This window comes from Proteiniphilum sp. X52 (assembly GCF_003712195.1).
Classification (GTDB): domain Bacteria; phylum Bacteroidota; class Bacteroidia; order Bacteroidales; family Dysgonomonadaceae; genus Proteiniphilum.
Genome location: NZ_RDSD01000004.1, coordinates 152,627 through 168,245 on the forward strand (window position 1 = coordinate 152,627; position 15,619 = coordinate 168,245).

Consider the following 15,619-nt stretch of genomic DNA (forward strand, 5'->3'; position numbering starts at 1 on the left):
GGAATAATGAAAAGAATCAGAATAAACACCCGCGATATAGCCACACTACTGGTTGCGTTCATGGCAGGTGGCGCCTTTTTTTCCTGTAAAGACTTTCTGGATGTAGATGACTACTTTAAGCATACAACCCAGTTAGACTCAGTCTTTCAACGAAAGGAACTTACCGAACAGTATATTCATGGAGCGGCCGCTTACCTGCCCAATGAGGGAAATCTATGGACTAACGCTTCCACGCCTTTCCAGGGAGTGTCCGACGAAAACTTCACCTCATTCAATGATAACAGACATGCCGCCATCAAGTTTCTGCTGGATGAAGTAACCCCGTTTGCGCCCGCTTTTGATCCATGGGGCAATTATTACATAGGCATCAGAAGAGCTTCTATCGTTTTGCAGCGCATCCATGAGCTCGAAGATATTTCAGATATCGACAGGCGTGATTTCATGGGAAGATGTTACTTCCTGAGAGGTTATTATTATTATCAATTACTGCTGATGTATGGCGGTGTGCCTATTGTGCCGGATGATCCATTTTCTGTTGGCGCGAGTATCGAGGAGATGTCGAAAGAAAGGGCGACCTATGACGAGACGGTTGAATATATTTGTGAAAATATGGAAATGGCAGCACAATTGTTGCCTACAGAAAGGTCGATGGCGCAAATCTCCCTGCCAACCCAAGGTGCTGCCCTGTCGGTGATATCCCGTGTAAGGCTGTATGCCGCGAGCCCTTGGTTCAATGGTGGAAGTGGAGGTTTGTATACCGACTGGCGACGCGCAAGTGACGGAGCCCATTTTATCAGTCAGGCCGTCGATAACGAGAAATGGGGAAAAGCTGCGGTTGCCGCGAAACGTGTGATGGATATGAATCTGTATGAACTCTATACCTCCCGAAGGAGAAATGATACCAAAGAATTACCTGAAATAGTGATGGAGACTTATCATGCGAGGCCGATCCCTCAATTCTCACCGGAAGATATTGACCCGTTACGCTCGTATGCGGAAGTTTTCAATGGTGATGTGTCACTTTCCATGAATCACGAAGTGATCTATTCATGCAATCCGACCCAGAGTGGCAAGGATTCACCTGCCGGAATTGCCATGCCGGCCCTTATGGGGGGAATGAACGGGCTGAACCTCACGCATGATCTTGCTTCCGCATTCTATATGGAAGACGGTTCTCCTTACTCCCCACCCATTGGGGCGCACGAGCCGATTGGATCGGGAAAAAGTTTTTCCGGTTATGAACTTTCAGGCAATGTCGCCAGAATGCATGATAACCGGGAGATGCGCTTTTACGTCTCGATTGGATTCAATCACTGTATCTGGCCGAATACCTCTTATACCGGATCAAGCAATTTAAAAAACCTTCAGGTTGAATATTATGCAGACGGAAATGCAGGACCTCCCGCAAACTTCGCTGTGGACTTCAACCATACAGGCTATACCTGTAAAAAATATGTGAACCCGGAAGACATTATCACCGACGGTTCCATCCGGCCAAAATCATTTCCGATTTTCCGTTATGCTGAAACCCTCCTCAATTATGCGGAAGCGTTGAATGAACTGGAAGGAAGCTATACCCAAAACGGCATTACAGTAACCGGTAGAGATGCGGAGGAAATTCTTAACGCTTTCAATCAGGTACGTTACCGCGCTGGATTACCGGGGTTAACCTCTCTTCCTTCTCAGGGTGAGATGCGTGACCTTATCAAGGCTGAACGCCGCATAGAATTTAACTGCGAGGGACACCGTTATCTTGATCTCCGCCGATGGGGAGAGGCATACGATGCCTATAACCGTCCGGTGCTGGGGATGAACATCAAAGCAAGGAGATCGGAACGTGAAGTATTCTACACGATCACGACTTTGACAAATGATAAAGCCCGGAGGTATTTTGATTATAAAAATTACTTTTGGCCAATATCCAGAACAGTACTTGACAGAAATCCCAAATTGGTCCAGAATCCCGGCTGGTAAAACTTTTAAAAGATGATAGTTATGAGAAAAATTCAATTATTTGTACCATGGTTGATGGTTGTCTCAATCCTATTTAGCGCATGCGAAGTAGTCGATCCCCTGGCAAGTGAACAGTATCGCAAGGAGGTATATATTGTAGGAGCCTATGATAATGTTTTTTCTGTTGACTTACCCTTCGGAGATAACGAGGACACATACATTTCCGTTGCAGTGAGTGGCTCACAGCGTATAGACCGGGACGTAAAAGTGACGTTCAAACAAAATGACGGCTTGGTGGAATGGTATAATAACAGATTCATGCTGGACAGGCCTGTCAAATACCAGCTTCTGGACACAGAGTTGGTGAGTGTCCCTTCCTGGTCAACAACCATCAAAGCAGGTGAAATATACGCCCGCCTCCCGTTCAAAATCAAAAGTACGGGATTGCATTGTGATTCTTTGTATGCTGTCAGTTTCGAGATTGAGTCAGTATCGGATTATATGAAATCAGAAGAGGATGCTTCACTGATATTGACTCTGAACCTCACGAATGATTATTCCGGAGGATTTCAACTGGAAGCTACGAAAAGCACATTGGTCCAGGACGAGAATGGAGAATGGATTGAGATGGGGCTTCCTGTCCCTGTAAGCATTCAGCGCACATTGACAGCTGTTTCGGAAAATGCCGTACGTTTCTTTCATGATAAGGAAAGAGAGACATACAGCGAATATACGAACTCGTACGATCCGGGAGGTGATTATTTCAGGGCAATTGATAATTTCTGTGTTGTATTTGAAAGAATGGGTGAAACAAACGATTTTAGCGTTCATCCTTGGAAATCAATGAGTATTGTTGACGGTGAAGCCACTTTTGGAGAAAAAGGTTTTACTTTCTGGTATGACTACATGCAGGGAACTACCCGCTATCGCATGAAAGGGGCATTCACCAAATAGCGTTTTTAAAGAAGAACCATCTGAATTAGCTAAAATTATTTAGGGTGGTTCTTCTTTACTTTATCCATAATAAATGATCATAAGGGTTGTAATACCAAACCTGATGAGTAATTATTAATATCGGATGAGAGAGAAAATAAAACACATCCTGGTCACATCTTGATAATCAGTCCGAGTGTTGGAAGAATTGTGCCGCTACTCTCCTCGAGCACTCTCAGTCCCTGTTTGGAAAAGTCTCCTCCCGGATCGGAAATTATGTCTCCGTTTTGATTCCTATTTGTATATATCGGAGGTCTCTGACTTTTGAAATTGTAAACATTCTGAATGTCAACATAGAGGTTGAGCAGCCATCTATTAAAATAGAACTCCTTGTCAACCCGGACATCGAGTTGATGCGAATCGCTCAGCCTTAGCGTATTGAAGCGGGAGTAGTCAATATAAGCCTGGTTTGTCACCTCCCACGCTTCCCTATCCGATGAGAGCGATTCATCAATAGGGGAATAGGGGGCCCCTCCCGCATATCTCCATCTGGCCGCAATGTTCCAATTATTTGCGATACAATATCCCGCGATAAGATTGAGCAGGTGCCTGGTATCCCAATTCCTGTCAATCTATGCATTTTGCCGGGATTTACCTTACTGCCACCACCTGTTCGAACTAGAGAACAAAATACAACCCTACTTTGTTTGAAAATTGAAACTCTTTCTCTTTTAATCACTCTTCGAGGAGTTGCTTTTTTAACATCAAAGCACGGCAAGGATGTAAGTTCAATTAACCAATGCAACTTAAAGGGGGGGAGGGGGAAGCAGGCAGCATAATTTTTTCGGAGTTGAATATCAATAAGAATCTTGAACAGAATGATGGCTATAATTAGGGTTTGAATAGTCGAGCAAACTAATACTAAATCAACAACATACAAAATGAAAGCTATTAAGAGTTTATTTATTATTGTTTTATCTGCGGTTCTTTTCATCTCTTGTAAAGTGTCACCACACGAGTCAATGATGGAGGGGAAGTATGAACCTACTTGGGAATCACTCTCCCAATACGGAGAAGCTCCGGAATGGTTCCAGGATGCGAAGTTCGGTATTTGGGCACATTGGGGCCCGCAATGTCAGCCGGAACAAGGTGATTGGTATGCGCGTGGGATGTATGACGAAGGGGGAGACCAATATGGCTGGCATGTTCAAAATTACGGCCACCCGTCCGAGTTTGGATTTAAAGATGTGATTAATCTCTGGAAAGCGGAAGAGTGGAATCCTGATCAGTTAATGGCATTATACAAAAAAGCAGGAGCCAAATACTTTTTCACCTTAGGCAATCATCACGATAATTTTGATTTGTGGGATAGCAAGCATCAACCTTGGAATTCCGTAAACATGGGACCGAAGAAAGATATCGTCGCGGGTTGGGAAAAAGCAGCTCGTGCAAACGATTTATATTTTGGCGTCAGCATACATTCGGCTCATGCCTGGACTTGGTATGAAACAGCTCAAAGATCAGATAAAGAGGGTCCCAAGGCAGGAATTCCTTATGATGGAAAAATGACGAAAGAAGATGGAAAAGGAAAATGGTGGGAAGGGTATAACCCTCAGGATTTATACGTTCAAGATCACCCATTAAGCAAGAATAGTGAAGACACTCACATGATTCATAGTCAGTGGGGATGGGGAAATGGAGCCTCTATCCCCTCGCAGGAATATTCTCAAAACTTCTTTGACCGGAATGTTGATATGATCAATAAGTACAATCCAGATTTGGTATACTATGATGACACGAGTATGCCTCTTTGGCCTTTTAGTGATCAGGGGTTACGTGCTGTGGCCCATTTCTATAACAAGAGCTTGAGAGAAAACAATGGGAAAAACGAGGCAGTGGTTTTCGCTAAAATTTTAACCGATGAACAAAAAGAGTGTTTAGTGTGGGATGTGGAAAAAGGCACTCCTGACCAAAAGCAGGATAAACCATGGCAAACATGCACTTGCCTGGGGCATTGGCATTATGATGAAAGTGTTTACAACAATGATTGGTATAAACCGGCCAAGACTGTCGTGCACATGTTAATCGATATTATCAGTAAAAATGGTAATATGTTGTTAAGTGTGCCAATGAAGGGTAATGGAACCATAGACGATAAGGAACAGAAGATATTGGAAGATATGGCATCCTGGATGGAAGTGAATGAAGAAGCCGTATTCGGAACCAGGGTGTGGAAGATATTTGGTGAAGGACCTGTAGCCGAAGCCTCCAACCCCCTCCATGCGCAAGGATTCAACGAAGGACGACATGCCCCCTATACTTCGGAAGATATCCGTTTTGTAACAAAACGGAATATTTTATATGCCCATGTATTGGCCTGGCCGGAGAGTGATAAAGTGACAATAAAATCATTGGCTAGGGGCAGTTCTTTGCTGGAAGGGTCAATCAAAAAAATCTCGATGCTGGGGAGTAATGAAGAAATATCATTCACTGAAACTTCGGATGGATTAGTGGTTGATCTGCCTAAAGGTGTAAAACCAAATGAAATTTCATTTGCCTTGAAAATTAATTGTGACTAAAAGGAGATGAGAACAAAGCTTTTACTTCTAATTTTTTCTTTCCAATGGGTAGCCCTCATGCCTTTTTTTGCCATGCCCTTGCTTGCGTATACGGTTTGCCGGAACAGAATCGCCCCGCTTTACTTCAGATATACCTCTGCATAAAGCGCTTATGCTTATATCCAAGACTCTGTGTACGACACTTTATCCGCCGTAAGCCAAACTAATGGCTTCTACGGCAGCATAGCGACGTTTCTGCCGTTCATCCCTCTTGTCAAAGAACTCTTTCTTATGTCCGCACTAATGAGCTGTTTCATTTCTTAACCTATTGGTTTGGACAAAGATGAATATTATGATTGAGTTTGATTGCTTATTTTTTTATTAATAAAAATCGGCTATTTTTACCGAATATTTTTATGTATCTTTGTTTTAAATGGTAAGTTGTTTTCTTATGATACCTACCACCCCTCTATTTACCGTGATAAGGGTGTATGGGTAGCTACTTCTACAAATTGCACAGGGATTCTATGAGGCATCATAATGAAAAAAAGTATCTTTATATTTATATTTTTGTCATTTCTAACGCAAAATAACGCGCAAGACATCGTTGTAACCGAACTGCCTAATTTAGACCAACTCCCCAACAGTGAAGTAAAATGTTTCTTTCATGATTCGGAAGGGTATATGTGGTACGGGACGGAAGGTGGTGGCTTATGCCGTGACGACGGGTACATGGTAAATACATTCCGGGCCGATATCAATACACCCAAACTTTTGGAAAGCAACAGCATTACATGCATCACGGAAGATAAAGAGCAAAAAATATGGTTTGGCACAAAACGCGGGGCTTATATTCTGGACAAAAACGATTATTCAATCATCCCGGTTCCCGACCCGGAAATCAAGAGTTGGGTAATAAGAGCAATAAAAGCCACAAGTGACGGATCAATATGGATATCTTTAGGAAATTATCTTTATAGGTACGGCTCTTCAGGAGCGAGAATCGCCAGATATGAAATAGAATGGAAGGGAGAATTCAGTGAAATCAGAAATATATATGAAGATAACAATGGTACTGTCTGGATGATGCAATGGAGAGGCAACCTGTACCGACACGATGCAACAAAAGATAGTCTAATTCCCTATTTGTCATGGCCGTATGAAGGATTCCCTACATGCATTATAAAGGACGTCTCCACCCCCTATTATTGGATTGGCACATGGGGACACGGCATTGTTCGTTTCGATCCCGGTGAAAAAGATCCCCAAAAGATGTTTTCAGCCCAATCTGCCACCAACATGAATATTCCTACTGCCGGAAAACGAATCTATAATATTGTACAGGATAGTATAAAAAATAATATCTGGATTACTACTGCCGATAATATACAGGCTTATGAAATAGATAAGGACATATTACGCCAAATAGACTTATCCGGGATCCTGCCAAAACACAGAAAAATAGCTGGGAACAATATACTGTGTGATCGCCTGGGAAACGTTTGGGTGGCCGATCTTTATCTGAATTCCGTGATTATCTCTTTTCTATCCAACAGAATTGGAAGATACCAGATACTTGAATTGGAAAAAGAATTGAATGTCCCTGTATATCCTACTGCAATAACCAACGAGGGGGATTATTTCTGGCTGAAACAAAGATATGATGGAGGATTATTTGCTTATAATCCCAAAGATAAAAATCTGTTAGCCTATAAAAGTAACAGATTATCCACCTTCTTTGAAGAATGTCCGGATTCCGGGGGACTCCATATCGTGCTCAATGATTCTATCATTCTACATGCCTATCATGACGGCAAAGAGATATTCCGAACTCCAATCTATACATTATCCGGACAAGAGGGGGAACGCATCCGCACCTTACACAATGATAATAAAGGTAACTTATGGGTAGGAACAACCTATCACCTATACCGATACGATCTGACAACAAATAAATTACACAAAGAGTTGGCAGATATCGGCATCATCAACAAAATTATCACTTCCGATAGTGGGGATATCTATCTCACCACAGAATCGGAAGGATTTTGGAGAATATCCCAGGGAAAGGTTGTTTACAAATACAATACTGAAGAAAATTATCTGGATTTAGCTATTACTCCGGATAAAAATGTCTGGTTCTGTACACAATCGGGGAATGTCTATTGCTATTTGCCGGCAACGAACCAAACAGCCTGTAAAACATTGGACTGCGGATTAAATGGTGATATTGTATCTGAGGTCGAGACTGATAACGAAGGAAATGTATGGATGCTAACTGCACGGAAATTAATAATATATAGTCCTGAAAAGCAGACTTACAACCTGATACATTCGCATAATCCCTCCATCTCTTTCAATAATTTCCTGGCTTTAAGGAAAGGGATAAACGGCAAAATGTATGCAGGCGGAATAGGAGGGATTGTCGAGCTCAATCCACAAGAACAACTAAGTGAGGATACTGGTAAAAGACCTATTCCAATCAGTTGGACATTTATTAAAGTCAATGACAATATCAAGCTACCCAGTGGAAAAAGCAACAAAATAACGTTAAAACCCAATGAGCGGAATGTAGAACTCTTTTTCTCCACTTTCGACCCTCTCAATACAAACAGGATACGCTATGCTTTCCGGTATAAAGATGCAGGTGAAAGCTGGAATCAATTACCTCCCCAGCAAAACAGCATTTATCTGACAAGATTGGCAAAAGGGAAGCATGAAATAGAGATAAGGGCGACCGATTCAAACGGTATTTGGAGTGAAACTGTATCCACATTCTTTATCCATCGTCTCCCGGCGTGGTACGAGACCCGCCTTTCATATACACTGTATTTCCTGCTTCTGGCCATAACCATTCTGTTTTCTATTGAAAAATACCTCAAATACCGGCACGAAAAACACCGTAAACAAATGGAGGATCAGATGGCACAAATGAAATATCGTTTCTTTACCAATATAAGCCACGAATTACGAACCCCTTTGACATTGATAATTACTCCCCTCGATAGTATTATCCGGAAAGTTGCAGATGTAAAACTCAAACAACAGTTGGAGTCGATCAGCCGGAATGCACACAATCTATTGGAACTCTTTAATCAACTGCTTAATTTCAGAAAGATAGAAATGGAGGGAGAGGCGCTATACTTATCCAAAGGGGATGTGAAGGATTTTACTTTTTTACTCTATGAAAATTTCCGGTTGGTGGCCGAAGAAAAAAAGATCGATTTCGAATATCAGTCTGCGATCGACTCTTTTTATCTATATTTTGATGCGGAAAAATTAAAAAAAGTTATTAATAATCTGCTTTCGAATGCATTCAAGTTTACAGGTGTCAACGGTTCCATTATCCTGTCCGTAAAGAAGGAAAGGAGTAATAACCGGGATTATGTGGTAATTAGAGTGAAAGATACCGGCAGAGGTATTCCCACACAGGAAATCCCAAGGATTTTCGAGCGTTTCTATCAGGTAGAGAATCATGATGGCAACACTATAGGCAGTGGCATTGGGCTCCATCTGGCAAAAGAATATGTCGACATGCATGAGGGGGAGATCACTGTCGAGAGTGAAATAAATAAGGGCTCCACCTTCTCCATCTATCTACCCACTGACCTGAAACCAGCGGTAGAAACTATCCATACTGTTGTAGAAGGAAACCAAGACCAGTCTTTCATCATTCAACCCGATCTTTCAAAAAAAATATTGATCGTAGAGGATAACGATGAATTCCGGACTTATCTCAAAAGCGAACTAAACCAGTATTACACCGTCTTTGAGGCAACCAACGGTCTTACAGGTGAGTCAGAAGCGATAGACAAAGAACCGGATGTAATTATCACCGATCTGATGATGCCCGGTATTAACGGCGTAGAACTCTGCAAAAGAATAAAGAACAATATCGAGATATCCCATATTCCGGTCATACTGCTCAGCGCCAATGATGATATTGAATTCAAAAAACAGGGATATAAAGAAGGTGCAGACGCCTATATTTCAAAACCATTCCTCTGGGAAATTCTTTTATCCCGTATAGAGAACCTGATGCACCAGGCGTTGCAACGAAAACAGGATTTCGGGAAGAAAACCAAAATCAATCCGGATCAAATTACCATTTCCAAGGCAGATGAACTTTTTGTAACGAAAATAATAACCTTAGTCGAAAAGAATCTCGACAACTCAGAATATTCAGTGGAAAATTTCAGTCAGGACATGTGCATGAGCAGGGCAAACCTCTATCGAAAAATTAATTCTATCACCGGGCTTACTCCGTCAGAATTTATCCGAAGCATACGCTTAAAGAAAGCTGCCGAATTAATTAAAGAAGGTATCTACCCTGTTATAGAAATTGCAGAAAAAGTCGGTTTTAACACGCATAGCTACTTCACTAAATCTTTCAAGGAGATGTTTGGAATGCCTCCTATCGATTATCAGAAAAAAGGATGATAGTCAATTTTGGAACTTCAATATAATAAAATCCAACATGAGAGTTACTATCCTGACAGGGATAGGACGAACTTTGCCTTGGCTCTAATTTTACTCCTACAACTGATCTAATCTGAAAAATAGATAGACCAGAGGATGCTTATGAAAAATAAATCTCATTTCAATAGGAAGTGAATAATTGAAAATATGTGTTTGTATTATTTACCAGAGAACATTTAAACTCCTAATAAACAAAAACTTAATAAATATATAGATTTTATTAATGCAACATTTGTTACATTGTTTGCAACATACCAAACAGTCTAACTGGGGTCAGCCATTCTATATTTGCATTGTTTATTTTAATTTTAGAAACAATAAAAAACATATGATATAACCTCTTCATTGAAATTAACCGTTTTTATGTTTCCAGGAAGACAGTGTTGACTATGGCTGTTGGCGGTTTCATGAGCGATTTTTTAATTATTTATCTAAATGAATAAAAAATGAAATGAGAAGTAAGAATTTTTATCTGAAAACGAGGGTACAGATCCTCTCTGTGCTATTCTGCGTTATCTTTTCATTTATACAGACAGCGTCTGTGAATGCAAGAGGTAACAGCATGCAACAACAGGTGAATAGAGTAACCGGAAAAATAGTAGATGAGCATGGCGAAACTATTATTGGAGCTAATATCATGACAGAAGACGGCAAAACCGGGACTGTCACCGATATGGATGGTAATTTTACATTAAACGTTCCATACGGAACAAAGTTATTGATTACTTATATAGGGTATGAATCGGAAACTATTGAAGCTGCACCGGGAAATATCCGGGTTGTCTTGCGGGAGAGTTCAGTTATGTTGGAAGACGTGCAAATCGTCGCTTACGGGGCACAGAAGAAAGTAACCGTAACAGGTGCTATTGCGGCCGTACAGGGGGAAGAACTTTTAAGAACACCTACCAGTGCGGTATCCAATGTATTATCTGGTCTCGTAAGCGGGATTACTTCGGTACAATACTCCGGTGAACCGGGAGCCGATGCAGCGGAAATATTTATCCGCGGAAAAGCGACGTGGGAAAACGCCAGACCTCTGGTACAGGTAGATGGGGTTGAAAGAAGTTTTAACGACATCGATCCGAATGAAATAGAGAGTATAACCGTGCTTAAAGATGCGTCGGCTACCGCTGTATTCGGTGTACGGGGTGCAAATGGGGTTCTGTTGATCACAACCAAAAGGGGAAAAGCAGGGAAGGCCAAAATATCTTTCAGTACATCGGCTAGTATGGCTACACCCACTAAAATGGTCGAGTTGGCAGATGCATATCAGTACGCCACTTTTCACAATCAGATGAGAAGGAATGATGGTAGGGATCCGCAATTTTCCGATGCTGTCTTAAAGAAATTCCAGGATGGCTCCGATCCGATCCGTTTCCCTAACACCAATTGGTTGGACTATGTGATGAAGGATGCAACCTTGCAAACACAGCATAACGTGAATATTTCCGGGGGTACAGAATCGGTGCGCTATTTCGTTTCAGCTGGTGTGCACACCCAAGGAGGTCTTTTTAAACAATTCGACCTGCCCTATGACCTGTCATATCAATACGACCGGTACAACTATCGGTCAAACCTCGATATCGATGTCACCGAAACGACCACACTATCGGTAAATATCGGGGGAAATGTGGATAACGCGCACAGACCCTTTACAGGACAAGGAAGTAGCGGTATGGTAAGAAGTATCTATTGGTCAACCCCTTTCTCCAGCCCCGGTCTGGTAGACGGCAAGCTGGTGAGAGCTGCCACAGATTATACCGATGGTGTGAATTTACCGTTTATCGGTGGAAACGGGATGACCGATTATTACGGAAAAGGATTTATGGCTACAAGCCGAAATGTACTGAATACGGATCTTATGCTGAATCAACAACTGGATTTTATCGCCAAGGGGCTTTCCTTTAATATAAAAGGCTCTTACAACAGTACATTTTATGCAAACAAAGAGGTCAGCGCCGCAATAGCTACCTATACGCCGGTATTACAAGCTGACGGAACGATGGCCTACAAGAAAAGTGGTGAAAACGCCCAACCATCCTACGTGGAAAGGCGTGGAAAGGCACGTGACTGGTATATGGAAGCAGCCTTCAACTACGCACGGAGCTTTAACAGCCACAATATCAGCGCCCTGGCTCTCTACAACCAGTCAAAATCTTACTACCCCAGTCAATTTTCAGATATACCAACCGGCTATGTCGGACTTGTGGGGCGTGTTACCTATGACTGGAGAAACCGGTATATGGCGGAATTCAATATGGGGTACAATGGCTCTGAAAACTTTGCTCCGGAGCGTCGTTTCGGCTTCTTCCCCGCAGGTTCGGTCGGCTGGACTACCAGTGAAGAAAGTTTTTGGGAAAATATTAAACCCGTCATCAATTATATGAAACTCCGGGCTTCATGGGGATTGGTAGGGAACGATAAAGTGGGAGGAACCCGGTTTATGTACACCGATGACCCTTATCTGATCGGTTTAGAGGCACTTCATAACCGCTCAAACCAAGCACCTGTCAACTGGGGATACTATTTTGGCACAAACCGTAATACGCTACTGGGTGCACGGGAATCAGCCCGGAACAATCCTTATGTATCGTGGGAAAAGGCCTTCAAACAGAATTACGGTATCGACATCAGTATTATCAATGAGCGGTTGAGCGGAAGCTTCGATTATTATACCGAAAATCGTACTGATATTCTTCTCCGTGATGGAACAGCCCCCTACATCATTGGGTTTTCAACCCCATACGCCAATCTGGGGGAAGTGAGAAGTTGGGGATATGAGATCTCATTACGCTGGGAAGACAGGATAGGCAGCGATTTCCGCTATTTTGCAAGACTGAATCTATCCAACAACCAGAATAAGATCATAGAAAGGAAAGAGACACCTCAGAATCATGACTGGCTGTATCAGAAAGGGCACCGCATCGGAGCCAACAGATTATATGAATTCTGGAGATTTTATGATGAACAGACTCCGGAACTGTACGAAAAAACTTTCGGCACTCCCTTTCCTGACCATGGACTCGTTCTCCAACCGGGTGATGCAGTATTCAGAGACTTGAATGGTGACGGCAAAATCGACACGGAAGATCAGAGTTATGCAAATGGTTATACCGAAGATCCGGAATATCTTGCCGGGCTCATTCTGGGGTTCAGCTGGAAAAACTTTAGTTTGTCTACCCAGTGGACAGGTGCATGGAAAGTGAGCCGCGTGTTATCAGATGTTTTTGCAAAACCGTTTACAAGTAATAGTAGCCAGAGTGAAGGCGGTTTGTTGGCTTACCATGTGCACAATACTTGGACCCCAGAGAATCCATCACAAGACGCAAAATACCCACGTGCGACTTGGGATGCTGCAACAAATAACTACAGAGGATCGACCCTTTTCGAAGTAAATTCAAGTTATTTACGGCTGAAGAGTATGGAGATCGCCTATAATCTTAAATTACCGTTTATGGAAAGGATCAATCTAAACTCCTGTGTAGTCTCACTGAGCGGATACAATCTTCTCACTTTTACCGATTTTATTTGGGGCGATCCGGAATCAAGGGCCAGCAATGCACCTACCTATCCTTTGCAGAAGACTTACTCTATGAGCCTCAAACTCGGATTCTAATTAATTACTCAGTGATCGATGGCACTATCATTCAATGATGTAAACAAATAAAATAATCGTACGAAACAAGCATGATAATATGCGAGTTCCATACGACCATAATGTAAAAATTAAATATTATCGTATGAAAAAATATAATCAATGGCTTTTTATCACTATCATAGCTATGGGCTCTCTGTTCATATCGTGTGTAGATGATTTAAAATTTGGAAATGCCTTTCTTGAAAAAGCACCCGGAGGAACAGTTACAAAAGATACCGTCTTTAACAGTGCAGAATATACCCGGCAATTCCTTACAGGAATTTATTCATTACAATATTACGGTCTTCCTTTCGGAACAAACAATGAGTTTCCATACATGCATACCGGATGGGTAGGCAAGTTTGAAAATCTTTCCGATTGCTGGCATTGCAGTTGGGACGGGCAGGCTATCCAACAACGGTATTACACCGGACAACATAATTCCGGCTATGGAATACGACAAGAGAAATTCGAAATCGGTCGCATGAACGTATGGGAAGCCATCCGTTACGCATGGCTGTTGATCGAAAACATCGATGAGGTACCGGATATGCAAAGTTCCGAAAAAGAACAACTAAAGGCTCAGGCCAAATGTATCATTGCTTCCCGGTATTGGGACACATTCCGCCATTACGGGGGGCTGCCGATCATCAGATCTACCTTTACCGGTACGGATAGCAATTATGAACTACCTCGTGCCACAGTGGAAGAGACCGTGGATTTCATGATAGAGCTACTTGACGATGCCGCCAAAATTCTTCCGTGGCAGGTAACGGTACCAGCGAATGAAACGGGACGATGGACGAAAGCGGGCGCCATGGGTTTGAAAACATCCATTTTACTTTTCGCCGCTTCCCCGCTCTTCAATGATGCCGTTCCCTACTCCATCGCACCACCTCAGGATGCAGTGCAAAACCTGAATGTATGGTATGGCGGATACAAACCTGAGTTATGGGATCGTGCCCTCAAAGCATGCGAAGAGTTCTTCACCGAATTAGACAGGAACGGCCGTTTTCATCTGCTGCAGGCAGCGGGAACACGTCCCAGCGATTATCGTTTAGCATTCCGTAAAGCATATTTCACGTTGACCAGTCCCGAAGTGCTCCATTCCACCAGGGTTCAGACCTATGAAGGAAGTCGCTTCAACAGTTCAACCTACACATGGCATTCATGGCAAAAGAACAACAACCGCATGGCCTATAACCCTACACAGGAATATGTAGAAATGTTTCCATGGGCGGACGGTACTCCTTTCGACTGGGAAAAAGCCGAGCTGGATAATAAGCTGGATGAAATGTTCATGAAGAGAACCGACGATCCTTCCAGCGGTGTCGAGTTAACACGTGATCCAAGACTCTACGAAACCGCAATGGTCAACGGTCTTCCTAAAACCTTGGATTGGTCCACTGGTAATATGAGTGGAAACCCTTACGAATTATGGGTTGGAGGATACGATGCGCGGCAGGCTCCGGAAACTCAAACCGGCAGATACGCCACAGGATATACATTGATGAAGTATTACCTTGAAGAAGATGCAGGCAACCAGGATACTCATTGGTCCTATATCCGCTTACCGGAAGTAATGCTCAATTACGCTGAAGTATTATGCCATGCCGGACGTCTGCAGGAAGCAATCAGACTGGTAGACCGGATCCGGGCACGTGTCAATCTGAAAGGGCTGGTAGAATCCAATCCTGGGAAAAACCTGACAGCAGACAAAGATGCCCTGCTGGAAGAAATATTGAGGGAAAGGGCTTGTGAGCTGGGAATGGAAGATGTCCGTTTTTTCGATATGATCCGTTACAAGATGCAAGACAAATTTGAGAAACAACTGCATATGCTGAAGATTACCCGTCTCGACAAAGATGGACAATGGTTTGGAGCTGACAAGGACAACGGTATTCCATGGCCGGAATTCAAATACGAGAGACTTCCTATTACCAGTCCCGCACGGATATGGTGGACACAGGGCTTTGACCCGAAATGGTATTTATCTCCTTTTCCGTTGGGGGAGTTGAATAAAGGATATGGTCTCGCACAAAATCCGGGATGGTAATTT

Annotated in this window: 7 protein-coding genes; 6 read left to right on the forward strand and 1 reads right to left on the reverse strand. The window is 42.7% G+C overall.

Annotated elements, in window-relative coordinates; all coding sequences use genetic code 11:
- The first annotated feature begins 6 nt into the window (after window positions 1-6).
- The gene (locus tag D7D25_RS05420) at window positions 7-1,974 is read left to right on the forward strand and encodes a RagB/SusD family nutrient uptake outer membrane protein (protein WP_255417201.1); all 1,968 of its coding nucleotides are present in this window, start codon (window positions 7-9) and stop codon (window positions 1,972-1,974) included.
- A 21-nt stretch (window positions 1,975-1,995) separates the two neighbouring features.
- A complete protein-coding gene (locus D7D25_RS05425; protein ID WP_158602544.1) occupies window positions 1,996-2,907 on the forward strand; it encodes a BT_3987 domain-containing protein in 912 nt (303 codons plus the stop codon).
- Window positions 2,908-3,059: 152 nt separating this feature from the next.
- On the opposite strand, the gene D7D25_RS05430 is transcribed toward D7D25_RS05425, so the two are convergent.
- Entirely contained in the window at window positions 3,060-3,362 is a 303-nt protein-coding gene (locus D7D25_RS05430) for a hypothetical protein (protein ID WP_185140219.1), read from the reverse strand.
- 465 nt (window positions 3,363-3,827) lie between these two features.
- On the opposite strand from D7D25_RS05430, the gene D7D25_RS05435 reads away from it, so the two are divergent.
- The 4 genes from D7D25_RS05435 to D7D25_RS05450 all read left to right on the forward strand — a co-directional run bounded on the left by D7D25_RS05435 (window position 3,828) and on the right by D7D25_RS05450 (window position 15,616).
- The gene (locus D7D25_RS05435; protein WP_122967941.1) at window positions 3,828-5,465 is read left to right on the forward strand and encodes an alpha-L-fucosidase; all 1,638 of its coding nucleotides are present in this window, start codon (window positions 3,828-3,830) and stop codon (window positions 5,463-5,465) included.
- A gap of 519 nt (window positions 5,466-5,984) precedes the next feature.
- Window positions 5,985-9,884, forward strand: coding sequence for an ATP-binding protein (locus D7D25_RS05440; protein WP_122967942.1), 3,900 nt, complete (start codon window positions 5,985-5,987; stop codon window positions 9,882-9,884).
- 490 nt (window positions 9,885-10,374) lie between these two features.
- Window positions 10,375-13,539, forward strand: coding sequence for a TonB-dependent receptor (locus D7D25_RS05445; RefSeq protein WP_122967943.1), 3,165 nt, complete (start codon window positions 10,375-10,377; stop codon window positions 13,537-13,539).
- Window positions 13,540-13,663: 124 nt separating this feature from the next.
- Window positions 13,664-15,616: a RagB/SusD family nutrient uptake outer membrane protein gene (locus tag D7D25_RS05450; protein ID WP_122967944.1), complete on the forward strand. Its 1,953-nt coding sequence runs from the start codon at window positions 13,664-13,666 to the stop codon at window positions 15,614-15,616.
- The last annotated feature ends 3 nt before the right edge of the window (window positions 15,617-15,619 follow it).